The sequence below is a fragment of the Serratia sp. AS12 genome (assembly GCF_000214195.1).
Classification (GTDB): domain Bacteria; phylum Pseudomonadota; class Gammaproteobacteria; order Enterobacterales; family Enterobacteriaceae; genus Serratia; species Serratia plymuthica.
The window spans coordinates 1,403,171-1,424,455 of the sequence record NC_015566.1; the positions used below are offsets into that span (position 1 = coordinate 1,403,171).

General features: G+C 58.5%; 20 protein-coding genes and 1 riboswitch. Of the genes, 11 read left to right on the forward strand and 9 right to left on the reverse strand.

The features are described from left to right. Position 1: 1 nt before the first annotated feature. On the reverse strand, positions 2-712 hold the full coding sequence (locus tag SERAS12_RS06515) for an ATP-binding cassette domain-containing protein (protein WP_004941886.1): 711 nt from the start codon (positions 710-712) through the stop codon (positions 2-4). Between the two features lie 1,318 nt (positions 713-2,030). On the opposite strand from SERAS12_RS06515, the gene uvrB reads away from it, so the two are divergent. After that, positions 2,031-4,043, forward strand: coding sequence for an excinuclease ABC subunit UvrB (gene uvrB, locus SERAS12_RS06520; protein ID WP_013811958.1), 2,013 nt, complete (start codon positions 2,031-2,033; stop codon positions 4,041-4,043). Positions 4,044-4,208: 165 nt separating this feature from the next. Continuing rightward, positions 4,209-4,466 carry a VF530 family DNA-binding protein gene (locus SERAS12_RS06525; RefSeq protein ID WP_013811959.1) on the forward strand — a complete coding sequence of 86 codons (258 nt, stop codon included), beginning with the start codon at positions 4,209-4,211 and terminating at the stop codon, positions 4,464-4,466. 15 nt (positions 4,467-4,481) lie between these two features. On the opposite strand, the gene yvcK is transcribed toward SERAS12_RS06525, so the two are convergent. Continuing rightward, on the reverse strand, positions 4,482-5,399 hold the full coding sequence (yvcK, locus tag SERAS12_RS06530; RefSeq protein WP_004941894.1) for a uridine diphosphate-N-acetylglucosamine-binding protein YvcK: 918 nt from the start codon (positions 5,397-5,399) through the stop codon (positions 4,482-4,484). Between the two features lie 261 nt (positions 5,400-5,660). Further along, a riboswitch (molybdenum cofactor riboswitch) is annotated at positions 5,661-5,804 on the forward strand. Here yvcK and moaA point away from each other — a divergent pair. From moaA to SERAS12_RS06560, 6 genes are all read left to right on the forward strand, one after another. Further along, positions 5,791-6,777, forward strand: coding sequence for a GTP 3',8-cyclase MoaA (gene moaA / locus SERAS12_RS06535; RefSeq protein WP_013811960.1), 987 nt, complete (start codon positions 5,791-5,793; stop codon positions 6,775-6,777). It overlaps the preceding riboswitch by 14 nt. Before the next feature lie 83 nt (positions 6,778-6,860). After that, positions 6,861-7,373, forward strand: coding sequence for a molybdenum cofactor biosynthesis protein B (gene moaB / locus SERAS12_RS06540; protein ID WP_013811961.1), 513 nt, complete (start codon positions 6,861-6,863; stop codon positions 7,371-7,373). Between the two features lie 5 nt (positions 7,374-7,378). Further along, on the forward strand, positions 7,379-7,858 hold the full coding sequence (gene moaC, locus SERAS12_RS06545) for a cyclic pyranopterin monophosphate synthase MoaC (RefSeq protein WP_013811962.1): 480 nt from the start codon (positions 7,379-7,381) through the stop codon (positions 7,856-7,858). Further along, positions 7,855-8,100, forward strand: coding sequence for a molybdopterin synthase sulfur carrier subunit (gene moaD, locus SERAS12_RS06550; protein ID WP_013811963.1), 246 nt, complete (start codon positions 7,855-7,857; stop codon positions 8,098-8,100). The genes moaC and moaD overlap by 4 nt, the downstream gene beginning before the upstream one ends. 2 nt (positions 8,101-8,102) lie before the next feature. Continuing rightward, complete coding sequence (moaE, locus tag SERAS12_RS06555; protein ID WP_013811964.1) at positions 8,103-8,570, forward strand: molybdopterin synthase catalytic subunit MoaE; 468 nt, start codon at positions 8,103-8,105, stop codon at positions 8,568-8,570. 256 nt (positions 8,571-8,826) lie between these two features. After that, positions 8,827-9,537 carry a Bax inhibitor-1/YccA family protein gene (locus tag SERAS12_RS06560; RefSeq protein WP_013811965.1) on the forward strand — a complete coding sequence of 237 codons (711 nt, stop codon included), beginning with the start codon at positions 8,827-8,829 and terminating at the stop codon, positions 9,535-9,537. A 302-nt stretch (positions 9,538-9,839) separates the two neighbouring features. Here SERAS12_RS06560 and SERAS12_RS06570 read toward each other — a convergent pair whose 3' ends face one another. The 5 genes from SERAS12_RS06570 to cecR all read right to left on the reverse strand — a co-directional run bounded on the left by SERAS12_RS06570 (position 9,840) and on the right by cecR (position 15,706). Further along, the gene (locus tag SERAS12_RS06570; protein WP_013811966.1) at positions 9,840-10,946 is read right to left on the reverse strand and encodes an ABC transporter permease; all 1,107 of its coding nucleotides are present in this window, start codon (positions 10,944-10,946) and stop codon (positions 9,840-9,842) included. Positions 10,947-10,955: 9 nt separating this feature from the next. Then, positions 10,956-12,110 carry an ABC transporter permease gene (locus tag SERAS12_RS06575; protein WP_041416545.1) on the reverse strand — a complete coding sequence of 385 codons (1,155 nt, stop codon included), beginning with the start codon at positions 12,108-12,110 and terminating at the stop codon, positions 10,956-10,958. A 32-nt stretch (positions 12,111-12,142) separates the two neighbouring features. Further along, the gene (locus tag SERAS12_RS06580) at positions 12,143-13,873 is read right to left on the reverse strand and encodes an ATP-binding cassette domain-containing protein (protein ID WP_013811968.1); all 1,731 of its coding nucleotides are present in this window, start codon (positions 13,871-13,873) and stop codon (positions 12,143-12,145) included. Between the two features lie 10 nt (positions 13,874-13,883). Continuing rightward, entirely contained in the window at positions 13,884-14,870 is a 987-nt protein-coding gene (gene hlyD / locus SERAS12_RS06585) for a secretion protein HlyD (protein WP_013811969.1), read from the reverse strand. Between the two features lie 146 nt (positions 14,871-15,016). Further along, complete coding sequence (cecR, locus tag SERAS12_RS06590) at positions 15,017-15,706, reverse strand: transcriptional regulator CecR (protein ID WP_013811970.1); 690 nt, start codon at positions 15,704-15,706, stop codon at positions 15,017-15,019. Between the two features lie 303 nt (positions 15,707-16,009). On the opposite strand from cecR, the gene rhlE reads away from it, so the two are divergent. From rhlE to dusC, 3 genes are all read left to right on the forward strand, one after another. After that, the gene (gene rhlE, locus SERAS12_RS06595) at positions 16,010-17,374 is read left to right on the forward strand and encodes an ATP-dependent RNA helicase RhlE (protein ID WP_013811971.1); all 1,365 of its coding nucleotides are present in this window, start codon (positions 16,010-16,012) and stop codon (positions 17,372-17,374) included. 118 nt (positions 17,375-17,492) lie between these two features. Further along, positions 17,493-18,452, forward strand: a complete 960-nt coding sequence (locus SERAS12_RS06600) for a D-2-hydroxyacid dehydrogenase family protein (protein WP_013811972.1) — start codon at positions 17,493-17,495, stop codon at positions 18,450-18,452. 81 nt (positions 18,453-18,533) lie between these two features. Beyond that, on the forward strand, positions 18,534-19,463 hold the full coding sequence (gene dusC / locus SERAS12_RS06605; RefSeq protein WP_013811973.1) for a tRNA dihydrouridine(16) synthase DusC: 930 nt from the start codon (positions 18,534-18,536) through the stop codon (positions 19,461-19,463). A 35-nt stretch (positions 19,464-19,498) separates the two neighbouring features. Here dusC and SERAS12_RS06610 read toward each other — a convergent pair whose 3' ends face one another. Next, complete coding sequence (locus tag SERAS12_RS06610; RefSeq protein WP_013811974.1) at positions 19,499-20,260, reverse strand: arylamine N-acetyltransferase; 762 nt, start codon at positions 20,258-20,260, stop codon at positions 19,499-19,501. Between the two features lie 75 nt (positions 20,261-20,335). Beyond that, positions 20,336-21,271 (reverse strand): LysR substrate-binding domain-containing protein, encoded by a 936-nt coding sequence (locus SERAS12_RS06615; protein WP_013811975.1) that lies wholly within the window; start codon positions 21,269-21,271, stop codon positions 20,336-20,338. Positions 21,272-21,285 lie beyond the last annotated feature (14 nt).

Sequence of the window (21,285 nt, forward strand, 5' to 3'; positions counted from 1 at the left end):
TCTACACTGCCAGATAGGCATTGATCAAATCCTCGTCCAACTGCTCCAGCGTGCCGTTCGCCACACTGCGGCCCTGATCCATCAGGCAAAAGCGATCCGCCACGCGGCGTACAAACGGCAATTTGTGTTCCACCAGCAGGATCGTCATGCCCAGCTCGCGGTTCAGCTTGCGGATCGCATTACCGATATCGGCGGCGATCGAAGGCTGTACTCCACTGGTCGGCTCGTCGAGGATCAGCAGCTCCGGCTCCAGCACCAGCGCACGGCCAATCGCCAGTTGCTGCTGCTCGCCATCGCACAAATCACCGGCCCGGCGGCTGCGCATTTCCCGCAGGTTGGGGAACAGGCTGTAAATGAGAGGCGGAATGCGGCGGGTTTTGTCCCGGCCGGCCATCAGCGCCACCTGCAGGTTCTCTTCCACGCTGAGCTGCGAGAAGATTTGCCGCCCTTGCGGCACGTAGCTGATGCCCAGCGCCGCCCGGTTTTCCATCGGCTGCTGCAGCAGATTTTGCGGGGGTTCGTCCGCCAACTGCCAGGTCATGCTGCCGCTGACGACCGGCAAATGCCCCATGATGCAGTTGACCAACGTGGTTTTACCCACGCCGTTACGACCGATAAGCACCGTGCACTGGCCGCGCGGCAACTCCAGGTTAATATCCCACAGGGTATGATTTTGCCCGTAGAACTGGTTCACTGACCTTAAACTCAACATCCGACACTCTCCTCAAAGACCTGTATTCCACTCGTGGATGTGTGCCCAAATGGGCACAGGCGTAACACGTTCCTGTTAAAAACCGCACCGATTTCACCGGCCGGCATCAGCGCAGGAACGGCCATCAAACGTCTACTTCCCTGCGTTATCCACTCCTTCCTGCTTAAGCCGCCTTGGCGGTTTCTTTCCCGAGTGTCTTAATGTCCAGAACAAAATGCTGCATGCCTACCTTTAACGAGGTAGTTACGGTTCAGGAAAAATAAACGATTTGCAGGCAAAAATGGTTGTTAATGCCAATTTATCAGCGTGTATTCGCTTTTATCGTGCCATTGACAGTTATTTAACCCCAGGCTGGCGCTGACCGAAGAGCAGCGAATCCTGCCGTAGCGACACGGATATTTCACCTGGTCGCACTTTTGCCGTTAAACGATATTGCAACTCTCAGGCCAACTTTTACAATCGGAAAAAAAAGGGGAATGTTATTGTCTTGTTAACCGTTTGGCAGGCGTAGACTGGTCCGGTGGCCCTGCCAAAAATGCGGTGGAAAGTTAACGCGGACGATTTTTGCACTGTTGCAGTGCTGTGAGGAAAAGTGATGGTGCAAACTATTTCGCCGGTTGCGGCAAGATGCAGCACATGAGTGCAAAAATGGGATAAATGTGTTTTTGGCAATGGGGCTGCTTAGCATTAATCGGCATAAACAAAGCGAATTTTTTGTGAAAAAATAACTAAAAAAGCCGTTTCGGTGAGGTGAAACGGCAAAAAGCGTTCTTTCTGCAACTCCCGTCACGGGCGGGGCGGTGGGAGTTATCCACTATTCCTGTGGATAACCTTGTGCATTAGATTTAGAAAAGCGGTTTAAAGCGAGAGCGGGCGCGGGTTCTGTTCGCGTTGGCCGCATTCTCATCTTTTTATTAAATGTGTTTAATATCAATAAATTAACTAAAATCAAGCCACGAAGGTATTGATGATGTGGCTATGTATGATTTTTCGCCGCAGTGCTATCAATAAGTTAATTTTTGACGGATTTTGGGGATAAATCAGTTATTGACAATAAAAATGTCACGCGACTGTAACCCTGTCGGTGCATCCACGCCCCGCCGATGCGCATTAGGCGGCGCTTTGCCATTGCGCGTCGGCACCAGGGTCAATGGCGGGCTACGCCATCTTGAGCAACGAATCGCTTGAAGCTGGTTTTATATCCAGTATCATAAGCACTGGCGAAAATCGCCGGGGCTTTCCATAATTAGGGGCCATTCGTCGAGCATCCGCTCCATGGCCGCCTGAGCGCGCGCATCTCCACAGGGTAGCCGAGTCAATGAGTAAAATTTTCAAACTGCATTCCGATTTCAAACCGGCCGGCGATCAGCCGGAAGCCATTCGCAAGCTGGAAGAGGGCCTGGAAGACGGCCTGGCGCATCAAACGCTGTTGGGCGTTACCGGTTCGGGCAAGACATTTACCATCGCCAACGTCATCGCTGATCTAAACCGGCCGACCATGGTGCTGGCGCCAAACAAGACGCTGGCGGCGCAGCTGTATGGCGAGATGAAAGAGTTCTTCCCCGAGAATGCGGTTGAGTATTTTGTCTCGTACTACGACTACTACCAGCCGGAAGCCTATGTTCCCAGCTCCGATACCTTTATTGAAAAAGACTCCGCGGTGAACGAGCACATCGAACAAATGCGTCTTTCAGCCACCAAAGCGCTGCTGGAACGCCGCGACGTGGTGGTGGTGGCATCGGTGTCGGCAATCTACGGTCTGGGCGATCCGGAGCTGTATCTGAAGATGATGCTGCACCTGACCAAGGGCATGATCATCGATCAACGTTCGATCCTGCGGCGTTTGACGGAGCTGCAATATTCCCGCAACGATCAGGCTTTCCAGCGCGCCACCTTCCGCGTGCGCGGCGAGGTGATCGACATCTTCCCGGCAGAGTCGGACGAACTGGCGCTACGCATCGAGCTGTTTGATGAAGAAGTCGAACGGCTTTCGCTGTTCGATCCGCTGACCGGCCAGATCGAGCAGGTGGTGCAGCGCTTCACCATTTATCCGAAGTCGCACTACGTGACGCCGCGCGAGCGGATCCTGCAGGCGATGGAAGAGATCAAGGTGGATCTGGCCGAGCGGCGCAAGGTGCTGCTGGCCAATAACAAGCTGTTGGAAGAACAGCGCCTGACGCAGCGTACCCAGTTTGATCTGGAGATGATGAACGAGCTGGGCTACTGCTCCGGCATTGAAAACTATTCGCGCTATTTGTCCGGGCGCAGCGAGGGCGAGCCGCCACCGACGCTGTTTGACTACTTGCCGGCGGATGGCCTGCTGGTGGTCGATGAATCGCACGTCACCATTCCGCAAATCGGCGGCATGTACAAAGGTGACCGCTCGCGCAAGGAAACGCTGGTGGAATACGGTTTCCGCCTGCCGTCGGCGCTGGATAACCGCCCGATGCGTTTTGAAGAGTTCGAAGCGCTGGCGCCGCAGACTATCTATGTGTCCGCCACGCCGGGCAAATATGAGCTGGAGAAATCCGGCGACGACATTATTGATCAGGTCGTGCGGCCTACCGGGCTGCTGGATCCGATAGTGGAAGTGCGGCCGGTCACCACCCAGGTGGACGACCTGCTTTCCGAGATCCGCAAGCGGGTGGCGGTCAAGGAACGCGTGTTGGTGACCACCCTGACCAAGCGCATGGCGGAAGATTTGACCGAATACCTGGAAGAGCACGGCGAGCGCGTGCGCTATCTGCACTCGGACATCGATACCGTAGAACGCGTCGAAATCATTCGTGACCTGCGTCTGGGCGAGTTTGACGTGCTGGTGGGCATCAATCTGTTGCGTGAAGGGCTGGACATGCCTGAGGTGTCGCTGGTGGCGATTCTGGACGCAGACAAGGAAGGTTTCCTGCGTTCCGAACGCTCCCTGATCCAGACCATCGGGCGCGCGGCGCGTAATCTCAACGGCAAGGCAATCCTCTACGGCGACAGAATTACCGACTCGATGGCCAGGGCGATTGGCGAGACCGAACGCCGCCGCGTCAAGCAGCAGGCGTTCAACGAAGAAAACGGCATTGTGCCTAAAGGCCTGAACAAGAAAGTGTCCGATATCCTGCAGTTGGGCCAGCCGGGCAACCGCAGCAAGGGCCGAGGGAAGGGCAAGGCCGTGGAAAGCGCCGCCCAGTATCAGCACCTGACGCCAAAAGCGCTGGATCAGAAAATCCGCGAGCTGGAAGCGCAGATGTATACCCACGCGCAGAATCTGGAGTTCGAGCAGGCTGCCGGTTTGCGTGACGAAATCCACCAGTTGCGCGAGCAGTTTATCGCCATTTCGTGAGCCGTTGGGTGCCGTATTCGGTGCCCGCATCCATCGGGGCGAATTTCTTCGCCCCTGACGTGATATGAACGCGGCAGTTTGAAAGACGAAGGGTATAAATTTCTTGTCGCCTACGCCAAAGCTGATTATGGTGTGCGGCCAATTGATTAATGCGAGCCAAAGACCATGACCGAACACCAGTCCAAAGACCCGTTACACGGTGTCACTCTGGAACAACTTTTAACTAAGCTGGTGGAGAGCTATGGCTGGTCAGGGCTGGCCGAACGCATTCGCATCAACTGTTTCAGCAGCGATCCCAGCATCAAGTCCAGCCTGAAGTTTTTGCGCCGCACGCCCTGGGCGCGCAAGCAGGTGGAAGATCTCTATATCGATATGGTCAACAGCGCCGCCAGCGACAACCCCTGGCTGCGTGGGGGCGATTAACCGATCGCGATTAACTCAGGCGCGGGTGCCCAGTTCTATCAACGCCTGATCCAGCGCCTGGCGCAACAGTTGGCGATCGTGGCGGTAAGGAATATCGGCGGCTTCCAGCGGTTGCTGAATCACTACGCGATCCTGCACCGCCCCGGTATCCGCCGCCGGGCCGACAATCAGCGCATCAATCATCTTGCGGCCAATCCGCTCTTCCATCAGCTCCAGCTTGTCCTTCAGCGACAATGCCGCCGCCGCGACGCTCAGTTCGCGCCCCAGATTGCCGATGTAAATCATATTGGCGCTGCTGCGACGCAGAGCCTGGGTGAGATCGTCCAACAGTAACAACGGCATCAGGCTGGTGAGAAAACTGCCCGGCCCAATCAGGATCACGTCGGCCTGCGCGATGGCGTCCAGCGCCTCACGCGTGGCATGGACGTGCGGCGACAGCATCAGCTCCTGCGGCATATGGGTGAGCTGGTCGATATTCACCTCACCGTAAACCTGGTGGCCTTCGTGATCGTGCGCCATCAGATCCACCGGCTGCTCGGACATCGGGATCAGCGCCGCGTCCACTTTCAGCAGGCTGCGTACCAGATTGATCGCTTCCAACGGGCGTACGCTAAGGTGATCCAAGGCTTTCAGCATCAGGTTGCCGAGATTATGCCCCGACAGCTCGCCGTTGCCGCTGAAGCGGTATTCGAACATCGCGGAGGCGACGCTCGGTTCGGTAATCAGTTGATTGAGACAGTTGCGGGTATCGCCCCAGGCAATGCCGCCTTCCGAGCGGCGGATGCGACCGGTGGAACCGCCATTATCGGTGGTGGTAACAATGCCGGTTAAACGGGAGCCTAAAGACGACAGGGAAGACATCACGCGACCAAGACCGTGGCCGCCACCTAATGCCACCACCCGATCGAGATCGGCCAGGGTACGATTACGCATAAATTTCCTTACAAAGGGGCTGAAACTGCCCGCATAAAGTAGCGGATTTGGCGTAAAAACGCGAAAAAGAGTGTCATTTGCGTGATTCTGGTCAATTCACCTGCGCAAGGGGCGTTTATCATGGTTAACCAGACTTGCAGACACGTAAAAACGCTGTATACACAATTATATAGCGAAATTGCGAGTTGGCTATCGCGTTTATTTAGCGCTAGTATTCTGGTGAAAACCACGGTTTCGTTCCGGCTATTCAAGCAGCGGGAACTGAGACCAAAACTCCTAGCCTCTGGGCCTACGTTGTTCCTGCGAACAATATGGCGCTTGGGCCGTGGCGAAGTCAGCCACCAGGGTGCAGAGTGGAAACGCTCGCATCTCCCGACTTTGGAAAGGTGTTATGGTGCCGCAACTCATTGATGCTTATGAGCGTAAGTTCTATTACTTGCGCCTGTCGATCACCGACGTGTGTAACTTTCGTTGCACCTACTGCTTGCCTGACGGTTACCAACCTAACGGCAGCCCGAAAACCTTCCTGTCGCTGGATGAGATCCGGCGCGTCAGCCGCGCATTCGCCGAACTGGGCACTGAAAAGGTCCGCCTTACCGGCGGTGAACCTTCGCTGCGCCGCGATTTTACCGAGATCATTGCCGCCGTGCGTGAAAACCCGGCCATCCGAACGCTGGCGGTCACCACCAACGGTTACCGTCTGGCGCGCGATGTCGCTCAGTGGCGCGACGCCGGCCTGACGGCGATTAACGTCAGCGTCGACAGCCTGGATGCTCGCCAGTTTCATGCCATTACCGGCCAGGACAAGTTCCGCCAGGTGATGGACGGCATCGATGCCGCGTTTGCCGCCGGGTTCAGCAAGGTCAAGGTCAATGCGGTGCTGATGCGTGACGTCAATCATCAGCAACTGGGCGCATTTCTGCACTGGATCAAGGACCGTCCTATCCAACTGCGTTTTATCGAACTGATGGAAACCGGCGACGGTGGCGAGCTGTTTCGCCGGCATCACGTGTCCGGCGAAGTGATTCGTTTGCAACTGGAGCAGCAGGGCTGGCAACGGCAACCCCGCGGCCGCAGCGACGGCCCGGCTCAGGTATTCAGCCACCCGGATTACCAGGGGGAAGTGGGGTTGATCATGCCGTACGAGAAAGATTTCTGCGCCAGCTGCAACCGGCTGCGGGTCTCCGCCATCGGCAATTTGCACTTGTGCCTGTTCGGCGAGCAAGGCATCACGTTGCGCGATCTGCTGGCGGACGACGGCCAACTCGAGGCATTGAAGCAGCGTATCCAGGGCGGGTTGCTGAGCAAAAAACAGACCCATTTCCTGCATCAGAACAACACCGGCATTACCCAGAACCTGTCGTTTATCGGCGGATAATACTCTGTATATCTCAAGCCACGGCGTTATTGGCTGCAACTTGAAATCTATTGGGCATCCAACGAAGAGGAGCATCGTTAACAATGAGTCATGCCAGCAGTGAATTTATTCCGGCGCATATCGCCATTCTGACCGTCTCGGACAGCCGGGACGAAGCGGAAGACACTTCCGGCCACTATCTGCAGGAAGCGGCGCAGGAGGCGGGCCATCAGGTGGTGGATCGCGCCATCGTCAAAGACGATAAATACCTGATCCGCGCGCGGGTTTCCGCGTGGATTGCCGATGAAGGCGTGCAGGCGGTGTTGATCACCGGCGGCACAGGTTTTACCGCCCGCGACAACACCCCGGAAGCGCTGTTGCCGCTGTTTGACCGCGAGGTCGAAGGGTTCGGCGAACTGTTCCGCATGGTGTCCTACGAAGAAATCGGCACCGCCACTATCCAGTCGCGCGCGCTGGCCGGCATCGCCAACCGGACGGTGATTTTCGCCATGCCGGGTTCGACCCGCGCCTGCCGCACCGCCTGGGAACGCATTATTGAAGAGCAGTTGGACGCGCGCCACCGCCCGTGCAACTTCCAGCCCCATCTGAAGAGATAAGATCCATGACGCAGCTAACCCATATTAACGCCGCGGGCGAAGCCCATATGGTCGACGTGTCCGCCAAGGCGGAGACGGTGCGCGAAGCCCGCGCCGAGGCCTTTGTCGAGATGCTGCCCGCCACGTTGGCGATGATTATCGACGGCAGCCACCACAAGGGCGACGTTTTCGCCACGGCGCGTATCGCCGGCATTCAGGCGGCGAAACGTACCTGGGAGCTGATCCCGCTGTGCCATCCGCTGATGCTGAGCAAGGTTGAAGTGCAGTTGGAGGCGCAACCGGAACACAGCCGGGTGCGCATTGAAACCTGCTGCCGGCTGACCGGCAAGACCGGCGTCGAAATGGAAGCGCTGACCGCCGCCTCGGTAGCCGCGTTGACCATTTACGACATGTGCAAAGCGGTGCAGAAAGATATGGTGATTGGCCCGGTACGGCTGCTGGCGAAGAGCGGCGGCAAGTCCGGTGATTTTAAGGTGGACCTATGATTAACATTCTGTTTTTTGCGCAAGTGCGCGAACTGGTGGGCACCGGCGGCTTGTCGATGCCGGCGGACTATCCCACGGTAGAGGCGCTGCGCAAGGCGCTATGCACACGCGGCGAACGTTGGGCGTTGGCGCTGGAGTCCGGCAAGCTGCTGACGGCGGTCAATCAGTCACTGGTGGCGGCAGAACACCCGCTGCGTGCCGGCGATGAAGTCGCTTTCTTTCCACCGGTAACTGGAGGTTAACAGTGGAAAATACCCGTATCTGCGTTGGCGCAGCGCCATTCAGCGTCGGCGATGAGTATCAGTGGCTGGCGCAGTGCGATGACGACGGCGCCGTCGTGACCTTCACCGGCAAGGTGCGCAACCATAATCTGGGCGATAACGTCAGCGCGTTGACGCTGGAGCACTACCCCGGCATGACCGAAAAAGCGCTGGCGGAGATCGTGGAGGAAGCGCGCAGGCGCTGGCCGCTGCAGCGTGCTACGGTGATCCACCGCGTGGGCGAGCTGTTTCCCGGCGAGGAGATTGTGTTCGTCGGCGTGACCAGCGCGCGCCGCAGCATGGCGTTTGCCGCCACCGAGTTCATCATGGACTACCTGAAAACCCGTGCGCCGTTCTGGAAGCGCGAGGCGACCGGGCAGGGCGACCGCTGGGTCGACGCGCACGACAGCGATCGTCAGGCGGCGGAACGTTGGCATCAAGCGGCTAAATAATTGTCGCACCCTATGACTTTCAAGCTGCAACTAGTCGCCCAGCTCGCTTATCCCCAGGCGCTTACTTAAGTAAGTAACTAGGGTAAGCGAGTGCAGGTAACAACGTTGCAGCTTGAAAGGCGACGGGTGTAAACAGCGGAAACAAATCAATACCTTTGCCGCTTCCGCGTTGCCGTTTCTGTGGTACGCTTATTACAGGCTGAGTCCCATCAGATGGGGCTTTAACATCTTGTTCCACATGCAAAAGGTAACCGTCATGGACCGATATCCACGCTCTAATGGTTCAATCGTTGAACGTGCCAACAGCGGCATTCAGGCTTATATGGCGCAGGTTTATGGCTGGATGACCTGCGGCCTGCTGTTGACGGCATTCGTTTCCTGGTACGCGGCCAACACGCCCGCGATCCTCAACTTTATCTTCTCCAGCCAGATCACCTTCTTCGGCCTGATTATCGCTCAGTTGGCGCTGGTGTTCGTGATTTCCGGCATGGTCAACCGCCTGAGCGGCACGGTGGCTACGTCGCTGTTCATGCTGTATTCGGCGCTGACCGGGCTGACGCTTTCGAGCATTTTCATCGCTTACACCTACAGCTCTATCGCCAGCACCTTTGTGGTGACCGCCGGCATGTTTGGCGCGATGAGCCTGTACGGCTACACCACCAAGCGTGACTTGAGCGGTTTCGGCAGCATGCTGTTTATGGCGCTGATCGGCATCGTGCTGGCTTCGCTGGTGAATATCTGGCTGAAAAGCACCGCGCTGATGTGGGCGATTACCTATATCGGGGTGGTGGTGTTCGTTGGCCTGACGGCGTACGACACCCAGAAACTGAAAGCTATGGGCGAACAACTGAACGCCGATGACAAAGACAGCTTCCGCAAATACGCCATCGTCGGCGCGCTGACGCTGTATCTTGATTTCATCAACCTGTTCCTGATGTTGCTGCGTATTTTCGGCAACCGTCGCTAAATCCGTTTTATCGGGGCTGCGACACAGCGCACTACTGCACCGTACGCTGCTCGAAATGCTCATTGACCTATGTCAACTGTGCTTTCTGCGCTGCGGGCGTCGCACCATTGCTTGGTCTCGCCGCCGCTAAAATCAGCGTTTTCCGGGCTTAGCATGTTAAGCCCCAGACTACTGACAAAGCCCGTTATTAGGGAGAGCGTGGCGAAGGGGGCGTAGCGGCTTGCCCGCCGGAGCGCCCCTCGGTGCGCTAGGCCCGGGTATCTCGGGTTTAAAGACAACTTTGTCATCAAACTCGACATTTTTTATGCCATTTTGCGGCGGAACATGGCGTAGGCGGCGCTGCCGGTGGTGGCGGTGATCACCAGCAGCGGCCACAGGCTGTGCCAGATAATGCCGAAGCTGGCGTCCTTCAAATAGATCTGTTTGGTGATGTCGGTAAAGTGGCGAATCGGGTTAACCCAGGTGAGATCCTGTAGCCACACCGGCATGTTCTCCACCGGCGAGACATAACCGGAAAGCAGGATCGCCGGCATCATAAACACGAACACGCCGATAAACGCCTGCTGTTGCGTGGCGCACAGCGACGAAATCAGCAGGCCGAATCCGACCAACGACAGCCCGTAAACCAGCATGGTGCCGTAGAACAGCAGCAGCGAGCCGGCGAACGGGATCTGGTACATAAAGATGCCAATCATCAGCACGATGCTGGCCTGGAAGGTGGCGACAATCAGCGCCGGTACCGCTTTGCCGATAAAAATCTGCCAGGTGGTCAGCGGCGACACCAGCAACTGCTCCAGCGTACCCTGTTCGCGCTCGCGCGCCACCGACAGCGAGGTGACAATCAGCACGCCGATGGTGGTGATCATGGCGATCAGCGAAGGCACCACGAACCATTTGTAATCCAGATTCGGGTTATACCAGTTACGCACCACCAACTCGCTGTTGTTGGGTTTGACGCGGTTGCCGATCAGCTCGTTTTGGTAATCCTGCACAATCTGCTGCACATAGTTGGCGGCAATCTGCGCGCTGTTGGAATTGCGCCCGTCGAGCAGCAATTGCAGCGGGGCGGTAGTGCCGCTGGCGATATCGCGAGAGAACTGCGCCGGGAAGCGGATCAGCAGCAGTGCCCGTTGGTTGTCGAGGGTGGTTTGTATCTCTTGCGGGTTGCGCAGCAACAAGACGTGCGAAAAGGCTTTCGCCTTGGCGAAGCGCTGAGTCAGCTCCACCGAAGCATGGCCGCTGTCTTCGCTGTACACCGCGATGGTGGCGTTGGTCACTTCCAGCGTGGCGGCGAACGGGAACAGCAGCACTTGCAAAATAACCGGCAAAATCAGGATGGCGCGGGTCTGCGGATCGCGCAGCAGCGATTGCATTTCCTTAATGATTAACGTCCAGAGACGCTGAAACATACTTCCTCCTTAATCCAGCCGCCGCTGGGTTTTCCAGGCCGTCAGGCCGATAAACACCACCGCCGAGGCGATCAGGAACAGCAGATTAATCATCAGTACCGTGCCGACGTTGCCTGCAAGAAACAGCGTCTGCAGCGTGCTGACGAAGTAGCGCGCCGGGATGATATAAGTCACGGCGCGCACGATCGCCGGCATGCTGTCGATTTGGAAGATAAAGCCGGACAGCATGATCGAAGGCAGAAAGGCGGCATTCAGCGCCACCATCGCCGCGTTGAACTGGTTACGGGTGAGGGTGGAAATCAACAGCCCCATGCCGAGCGTGCTGGCGAGGAACAGGCTGCTGATAACGAACAAAATCAGCAGCGAACCGCGATAGGGCACGCCGAGCACGAATACCGAGACCACCATGCACAGCACCATGGCGATCATGCCGAGGAAGTAATAAGGCACCAGTTTGGAAAGCAACAGTTCGCTGCGCGTCACCTGGGTGGAGAGCAGCGCCTCCATGGTGCCGCGTTCCCATTCGCGGGCGATCACCAGCGAGGTGAGGATCGCGCCAATCACCGTCATGATAATGGTGATGGCGCCGGGAATGATGTAGTGCCGGCTGATTGCCGCCGGGTTAAACCAGTAACGCATCTGCACGTCAATCAGCGGCTTATCCTCGCGCCCGCGATCGGTGGCGCGCTGCTGCTGCCAGATTTGCCACACGCCCTGGGTATAGCCCTGGACAAAGTTGGCGGTGTTCGGCTCGCTGCCGTCGGTGATAATCTGGATTGGTGCGCTGTCGTGCGGCCGCGCCAGCTGTTTGTCAAAGTCGTTGGGGATCACCACCAGCCCACGGATGCGCCCGGCCTGCATCAGTTGGATCAACTGTTGGCGGTTATCGCTGATGGTCGGTTCAATGTAGGGCGAGCCGGCGAAAGCGTGGGCCAGATCGCGGGCGTCTTCACTTTGTTGCTCCATTAAAATGCCCAGCCGCAGCTTGCTGGAATCCAGGTTGATGCCGTAGCCGAAGATAAACAGCAGCATCAAAGGGATCACAAAGGCGATCAGCCCGCTGCTGGGATCGCGCAGGATCTGCCGCGTCTCTTTCAGACACAGCGCACGCAGCCGTCGCCAGGAGAAACCGCTGGCGTCGGTGGAGTTTGTTTTCTTGTTCATGGCTATTTTTTCGCTCACGGCTGCTTTCTCGCTCACGGCTGTTCCTCCCGATCGTAGCCCTGCACCAGTTCGATAAACGCCTGCTCCATTGAAGGATTGGGGTTGTCGTCGCAGGCGACCTGCTGTTTGAGATCGTCCGGCGTGCCGGCGGCGATGATCTTGCCGCGATATACCAGCCCGATGCGATCGCAGTACTCCGCCTCGTCCATAAAGTGGGTCGTGACCATCACCGTCACGCCTTTATCCACCATGCCGTTGATGTGCAACCAGAACTCGCGGCGGGTCAGGGGATCGACGCCCGAGGTCGGTTCGTCGAGAAACAGAATGTCCGGTTCGTGCATCAGCGCGCAGGCCAGGGCCAGCCGTTGCTTGAAGCCGAGCGGCAGCGAATCCGGCGTTTGGCTGAGGATCGGCCCAAAGTTGAAGGCGGTCGACATCTCGTTGATTTTGTCGCGCTGCGCTTTGCCGCTCAGGCCGTAAACACCGGAGAAAAATTTCAGGTTCTGCGCCACCGTCAGGTTGCCGTACAGCGAGAATTTCTGCGCCATATAGCCCAGACGTTGGCGCGCCTTGCCGGAGCTGGTTTTCAGATCCATATCCAGCACCAACGCCTTGCCTTCGGTCGGCACCAGCAGCCCGCACATCATTTTGAAAGTGGTGGACTTGCCGGCGCCGTTCGGGCCGAGCAGACCGAAAATCTCACCGCGCTGCACCTTGAAGTCCACATGGTCGGTGGCGGCGAAATCACCGAATTTCTTGGTCAGCCCTTGCGCTTCGATCACCGTTTGCGAGCTTTCACCCTCGACGGTCGGCATGATCTCCGCCAGCGCCGATTTACTGTTTGGCCCGCCGCCGAGCAGATCGATAAACGCATCCTCGAAGCGCGGATCCGCTTCCGTCATTTCGGCATCCGGCAGATCCAGCGCTTGCAGTACCTGGCGGTGATCTTCGCCCTGCTTGAGGATCAGCCGCAGGTATTTACCCTGGATCACCCCGTCGCTGACCGAAGGCAGGCAGATCGCCCGTTGCAGCAGGGCGCGGTGGCTGCCGGCGGGGGGCGTAATCAGCACCGTGCGCCCGGCCATGCGCTGGGTCAGATCTTTAGGAGCGCCGCTGAACAGCAATTCCCCTTCATTGAGCAGCAGCACTTTGCGACACTGCTCGGCCTCGTCAAGATAGGAGGTGCTCCACAGGATCAGCATGCCGTCGTTGGCCAGCTCATGCACCATGCGCCACAGCTCGCGGCGCGAGATCGGATCGACGCCGACCCCAGGCTCATCCAGCAGCAGCACCTGCGGTTGGCCCACCAGCGTGCAGGCCAGCCCGAGTTTTTGCTTCATGCCGCCGGAAAGCTTGCCCGCGAGGCGGGTGGTAAAGCGAGTGAGATCGGTGAAGGTCAGCAGCCGCTCGAAAGTCTGTTTACGCAGATCGCCGGTGACCCCGCGCAGATCGGCGTACAGCGTCAGGTTTTCCATGACCGTCAGATCTTCATACAGCCCGAACTTTTGCGGCATGTAGCCAAGGATGGCGTGCAGTTGACGATCTTGCGCGATCGGATCCAGCCCGGCGACGCGCAGCATACCGCTGCTGGGTTTCAACAACCCGGCCAGCATGCGCAGCAGCGTGGTTTTACCGGCACCGTCCGGGCCAACCAGCCCGGTGACCGCACCACTGGTCAGGCGGGTGGTCAGGCTGGCGACCGCGGGTTTTGCCAACGACGGAAAACGTTTTTCCAACGCCTCAAGTTCAATGACCTGTTCCATCACCGCCCCCTCAAGGTGTGGCAAAACGAACGGTGACCGGCATGCCCTGGCGCAATTCGTCATCGGCGTCGGTGACGATCACCCGCAGGCGGTATACCAAATCGGTGCGCAGATCCGGAGTTTCGACGCTTTTCGGCGTAAATTCGGCGGTCGGCGACACAAAGCCGATTTTGCCGTGATAAGGCTTGTTCGGCCGGCCATCGGTATAAATTTCCAGTTCGGCGCCCGGCACCGCTTTACCCAGGCTGGATTCGTTCACATAAGCGCGCACCCACACCGGGCGAGTCAGCGAAAGCGTGAATACCGTGCCGCCGGCGCTGAGCATGGTGCCGGGCTCGACCGCCCGAGTCAGCACCGTGCCCGCTGAGGGGGAAACCAGAATGGTATCGTGCAAATTCAGCTGAGCCTGCGCCAGCGCGGCTTCATTTTGCGCCAGATTGGCTTTGGCTTCTTCTATCTCCTGCGGGCGGTTGCCGCTGAGGTATTGCGACAGCTTGTCTTTCGAGGCCTGCAGATTGGCTTGCGCCTGATTGCGCGAGGTGCGGGCATCTTCCAGCGCATCGGCGGAGGTGGCGTTTTTTGCCCATAATCCCTGCTGGCGTTTGAGGAAGCTGTCGGCATAGTTAAAGGCGGAAAGGCGTTGAGCCACTTCCGAACGCACCTGGGCAATCTCTTCGGCGCGGTAACCTGCCATCAGCAGCGCCAGCTTGGCCTTGGCGCTGGCGACGTTGGCCTGCGCCTGTTGCAGCGCGTTAATGTAGGGCGCGTCGTCCAGCTTGCCGAGCAGTTGCCCCGGCTGGAGCGGATCGCCTTCATCCACGGTCAGCGACGCGAGCCGCCCGTCGACGCGGAAGCCGAGATTCACCGTGCGGATATCGACGTTGCCGTACAGCGTCAGCGGTGGGTCTTGTTGCTGTTGGTAATACCAAAAGCCGTAACCGGCGGCGGCGATCAGCACGATAACCGCCACAATAATGGCACTGCGTTTCTTGTTCATAACACTCCCTGCCTATAAAGATTAAACCCAATGAATTTCACGTTACGGCTAGGCGACAAGTGCGTGAGTCCCCAGGAGCTTACTCAAGTAAGTGACTGGGGGGAGTGCACGCAGTCAACAACGCCGTAGCTTGAAATACGCAGGGTTTACGCGCCATAACGCTGGCGCAGCCCATTAACCAGAAGATCTATGTGTTCCGCCAGCACCTCGCTGATTTGTGCCGCTTCGGCCGCACCTATCTGCTGCCAGCCTGCCTGCCGGCGCACGGTCTCCCGCGCGATGCGAAACGACAGCACCTCGCCGAGCAGTGCGTGGGTGTGCAGCACGATTTTGGTCGAGCGCTCGTCGATGCCGGTATAGGCCGCCAACAGGCGGCACAGTTTGGTATGCAGCGGCGCTATCACCTGCTGGTGGATCAGCGGATAAGCATCGGTAGGCGAGAGCTGCTCGCGGGACATGATTTTGCTCAGGTTCAGCGTGTGCGGTTGGGTCATCAGTTCGCTGAACGCCAGCAGCCCGCTTTTCAGGTAGGCGAGATACTGTTCCGGCCGGCGCTCGGCGGCTGGCCGTTGCCAGAAACGGTCAATCTCCTCGGCCAGCGGGCGGAACGCCTGCTGGATAAAATCGGCAATCCACTGCGCAACGGCCAGATAGAGGCCTTCTTTGGAATTGAAGTAATAAGTAATGGCGGCGATGTTCTGCCCGGCGCGTTGGGCGATATCGCGGGTGGTCGCGCCCTGAATGCCGTATTCGCCGAACATCTCGATGGCGGCGGCGATCAGCTGCTGGCGCGCCTGTTCGCCGCGCGCCCGGCTGGCAATTTGATTACCCGGCATAGACAGTGCTCGCAAAAGTTAATCAATCATATGATTAACTTTATGCCGGATTGAGTGAAATGCAACCAATAGGCGCTCTTTATTTAAGGATATTTTTTCGGACCAGGCTGAACTCCTGGCATATTGTGCTCTGAGTCACTTAAATTGCGTTTTCTTGTGCGACTTCTGCTACACTCCCGCGCTGGTGCACTGCAGTTTGTGCCAAATCCCTCGTGGTCATGCTTAATGCCCCGTCTGATCATCCTCCCAGGAAACTGCACCGAACATTGTTTAGGTTAGGGGGGATCTGGAGTTTTTCTCTTTATGTCATTTGAAACCCTCGGCTTAAGTGCTGAAATTCTGCGCGCTGTTGAAGAACAGGGCTATCGCGAACCTACGCCAATTCAGCGCCAGGCTATTCCTGTCGTATTGGAAGGTCGTGACCTGATGGCCAGCGCCCAGACCGGTACCGGTAAAACCGCTGGCTTTACCCTGCCGCTGCTACAGCTGCTGAGTAAGCATGACCATGCGGTCAAAGGTCGCCGTCCGGTACGTGCGTTGATCCTGACGCCAACCCGTGAACTGGCGGCACAGATCGGCGAAAACGTCGAAGCTTACAGCAAACACCTGCGCCTGCGTTCGCTGGTGGTGTTTGGCGGCGTGAGCATCAACCCGCAGATGATGAAATTGCGCGGCGGCGTCGACATTCTGGTGGCAACACCGGGTCGCCTGCTGGATCTGGAACACCAGCACGCAGTTGATCTGTCCAAAATTGAAATTCTGGTGCTGGACGAAGCTGACCGCATGCTGGATATGGGCTTTATCCATGATATCCGCCGCGTGCTGGCCAAGCTGCCTGCCAAGCGTCAGAACCTGCTGTTCTCCGCGACTTTCTCCGACGAAATCAAGGGGCTTGCCAACAAGCTGCTGCACAACCCGGCATCGGTGGAAGTGGCGCGCCGCAATACCGCGTCCGAGCAGATCGAACAAAGCGTGCACTTCGTCGACAAGAAGCGTAAGCGGGAACTGCTGTCGCAGATGATCGGCGAAGGCGACTGGAAGCAAGTCTTGGTGTTCAACCGCACCAAACACGGCGCCAACCACCTGGCCGAGCAGCTGAACAAAGACGGTATCACTGCCGCAGCGATCCACGGCAATAAAAGCCAGGGCGCGCGTACCCGTGCATTGGCCGATTTTAAAGACGGCAAAATTCGCGTGCTGGTGGCAACCGACATCGCGGCGCGCGGTCTGGACATCGACCAACTGCCGCACGTGGTGAACTACGAGTTGCCTAACGTGCCGGAAGATTACGTGCACCGCATCGGCCGTACCGGCCGTGCAGAGCGTACCGGTGAGGCTATCTCGTTGGTCTGCGTGGATGAACACAAACTGCTGCGCGACATCGAGCGCCTGCTGAAGCGTGAAATCCCGCGTATTGCCCTGCCAGGCTACGAGCCGGACCCAAGCATCAAGGCGGAGCCGATCATCAACGGCCGTCAGGGTGGCGGGCGCGGCAACGGCGGCGGTCAACGCTCCGGTAACGGTGGCGGCCAGCGCAGCGGTAATGGCGGCGGCCATAGCGGCCAACGTGAAAACCGTGGCGGCGGCAGTGCCCGCCCTCAGGGTGACGGCAAGCCGCGCTCAGGCGCGCCGGCACGCCGTCCGCGCAGCCGCAAACCGGGCGAATAATATCGCGCTGTTGCAAGACGCTATCAGGCCACCTTTATAGGTGGCTTTTTTTATGTCTGGCGGAAGTGAATTTTCGTACTAGGATCGACGGGGTAACTCAATTTATCTGGAGCCGATGATGAAACTGAAGTGCGCAATTATTGATGATTATCAGCAGGTGGCACTCACCATGGCGGACTGGTCGACGATAGCCGAGCGGGTCGAGGTGTTCGCCATGAGCCAGCATTTTACCGATGAGGCGGAACTGGCGGTGCACCTGCAAGACTGCGACATGCTGGTGATCATGCGCGAGCGCACGCCGATCACCGCCACGCTGCTTGCCCGTTTGCCGAAGTTAAAACTGCTGATCACCTCCGGCATGCGCAATGCGTCTATCGATCTGGCCGCCGCCGAGCAGCGCGGCATTGTGGTTTGCGGTACCGCCAGCGGTTCGGCCGCGCCGATGGAGCTGACCTGGGCGCTGCTGCTGGGGTTGGCAAAGCACACAGTGGCGGAAAACGCCGGGCTGCGCAATAACGGCCCCTGGCAACAGGCGATTGGCGTCACCCTGCAAGGCAAAACGTTGGGCCTGCTGGGGTTGGGCAAGATTGGCAGCCAGATGGCCAGGGTGGCGCAGGCGTTCGGCATGCGGGTGCTGGCCTGGAGCCAGAACCTGACGGCGGAAAAAGCCGGGCAACAGGGCGTTGCGCTGGCCGAGTCGAAACTGGCGCTGTTCGAGCAGAGCGATTTTGTCTCCGTCCATTTGGTGCTGAGCGAACGCAGCCGCGGGCTGGTGGGGAGCGATGAACTGGCCGCGATGAAGCCTTCTGCGTATCTGATCAACACCTCGCGCGCGGCGATTGTCGATCAAGCGGCCTTGATAGAAGCTCTGCAACAACAACGGATCGCCGGTGCCGGGCTGGACGTGTTCGAGGTTGAACCGCTGCCTGTGGACGATATCTTCCGCCGCCTGCCCAACGTGCTGGCGACGCCGCACCTGGGTTACGTGGCCGATGACAACTACCGTATCTACTTCCGCGAGGCGATTGAGGACATCGAGGCGTTTCTCGCCGGACAGCCCCTGCGCAGGTTGATCTAAGCGGCTTTTTATTCCCCCGTGCGCTTGTCTGATACCGGCATTCCCCCGTATCATTGCGCGTCTTTTTTAGCTGGGGTAATCATGCGCGTATTATTGGCTCCGATGGAGGGCGTTCTCGATTCTTTGGTGCGCGAGCTGCTCACCGAAGTGAACGACTACGACCTGTGCATCACCGAATTCCTGCGCGTGGTTGACCAACTGCTGCCTGCCAAATCTTTCTATCGCCTTTGCCCCGAACTGCATCACGCCAGCCGCACCCCGTCCGGCACGCTGGTGCGCATCCAACTGCTGGGCCAGCACCCGCAGTGGCTGGGGGAAAACGCCGCCCGCGCGGTCGAGCTGGGCTCTTACGGCGTCGATCTCAACTGCGGTTGCCCGTCCAAGCTGGTTAACGGCAGCGGCGGCGGGGCGACCTTGCTGAAAGACCCGGAACTGATTTACCAGGGCGCCAAAGCGATGCGTGCGGCGGTGCCGGATCATCTGCCGGTAACGGTAAAGGTACGCTTGGGTTGGGACAGCGACAGCCGCAGTTTTGAAATCGCCGATGCGGTGCAACAGGCGGGCGCCACCGAGCTGGCGGTGCATGGCCGTACCAAAGAGGACGGCTACAAGGCCGAGCGCATTAACTGGGCGGCGATTGGCGAGATCCGCAAGCGGCTGACCATTCCGGTGATCGCCAACGGCGAAATCTGGGATTACCAAAGCGCGCAAGACTGCCTGCAAACCACCGGCTGCGACGCGGTGATGCTGGGGCGCGGCGCATTAAACGTGCCGAACCTGAGCCGGGTGGTGAAATACAACGAACCGCGCATGCCGTGGCCGCAGGTGGTGCAACTGCTGCAAAAATACGTTCATCTGGAAAAGCAGGGCGACACCGGCCTGTATCACGTGGCGCGTATCAAGCAGTGGCTGGGGTATTTACGCAAAGAGTATACCGAGGCGACGGAGCTGTTCGGTGAAGTGCGTGCGCTGACCAACTCGAAGGACATTGCGCGGGTGATTTGCCGCTGAATAAGTAACAGGGGGAACTGCCCCCTGTCTCGGGCTCAATTTTCCAGATCAATCCCAAAATAGCGCATCAGCGTTGCACGCCGTTCGTCTTCGGAATGCAGCGTCGATTCATGGCGCTGGTGATCTTCGGTGATAATCAGTTTGTTCTCGCTGAGGGTCACTCGGCCATTTTCCGTTGGCCGCGAGCACACCAGCCGCTGGGTAAAATGCGACTGCGGCGAGGTGCTGTGGTAGTGGCTCATGCCGTCGAACTCACTCGGCTCACGGGCTTGCAGGGTAAAGCGGTACAGGGTTTTGGCGTGCGAGCGATTATCGCCGTTTCGGCGTTCCAGATAATAGGTCTCGCCTTCCTGTTCTAAATGGAAGGTGCCGCTGGTCTGCGGTTGCTGCTCGGTGGTGGCGATCTTCAGCGGCATCAGGAACGAGTCGCCAAACCCCACGTCCACCAGATACGGCTGATCCAGCTCTACTTTCAGCGCCATATGGTCGAAGGGCGCGCCGAAGCTGCCGTCGCGCGCGCGGATCTCGCCGGAAATAAACTGCACGTTAAAGCCGATGTCCTTCAACAGCGCGGCAAACAGCCGGTTCAGCTCATAGCAAAAGCCGCCGCGGTTGCGTTCGACAATTTTATTGAACAGCGCCGGTTCTTCCAGATGAATGCCCTGGCGATAAATAATGCTCAGGTTCTCAAAGGGCACGCTCAGCATATGGCAGCGGTGTAATTGTTGCAGCGTCAGGAGGTCGGGCTTGGGGATGCCTGCAAATCCAATATGTTGCAGGTAGCGTTGTCTGTCCACGGCTTATCTCACAGCAGAAAAATTGAACATAAAATAGTTGGGTTTGGCAAAGTTGTGAGGGCAATAAGTGCTATGTCAGAACGCCGGGGGTTTGCCCGCCGACTGCAGCAGCAGATTCACCCAGCGGCGGGTGGTGGTGCTAACGAACGCGCTGTCCGCCCAGCACAGGCGATATTGATAGGCGCAGGGCAGTTGTCCGTACTCGCCAAACACCGGCACCAGCTTGCCTGCGGCTAACGCATCTTGCGCCACCGCCAGGCTGCCGAGCACGATACCGTTACCTTCCATCGCTTCCTGCAACGCATGGCCGACGCTGTTAACGGTGAGGATGCCGCGCGGTGCCGCCGCGCCTGCGCCAAAGGCGGCGAACCAGTCTTGCCAGCCGGCGGCGCCCAGCCCTTGCGCGTCCTTCCACGGCGAGTGAATCAAGGGGGCCTGCGGTAAATCGGCGAGGGTGAACGCAGGGTGCGCGGCAAGAAAGGTGGGGCTCGCCAGCGGCGCAAAGGCATCGGTCAACAGTTCGCGGGAATGCGGCGGCGGATTGGCGATGGGGCTGTAACGGATGGCGATGTCCGCTTCGCCGCTGGCTAAATCGCGCAGGCTTTCGTTGGCGTCCAGCACCAGCGAGACATCAGGATCGGCGTGGCGCAGCGCCGGTAAACGCGCCGCCAGCCAATGGCTGGCAATGCCCAGCGTACAGGTCAGTTTCAGCGTTTGCTGCTGCGCCGGTCGGGCGCGATCGCTGGCTTTTTGCAGCAGCGTCAGCGCACGGGTGACGTCGGTGGCCAGCCGTTTGCCGGTGTCGTTGAGCGCCACCGCATTGCCCTTGCGGTGAAACAGTTCAACGCCCAGTTCATTCTCCAACTGGCGTATCTGGCGGCTGACTGCCCCCAGCGTGACGTTCAACTGCTCCGCCGCCTCGGTAAAACTGGCGCAGCGCGCCGCCACCTCGAAGGTATGCAAGGCTTTCAGCGACGGCAGGCGTGGTTGAGCGTTCAGCTTGAGTTTCATTCAACCATATTGCC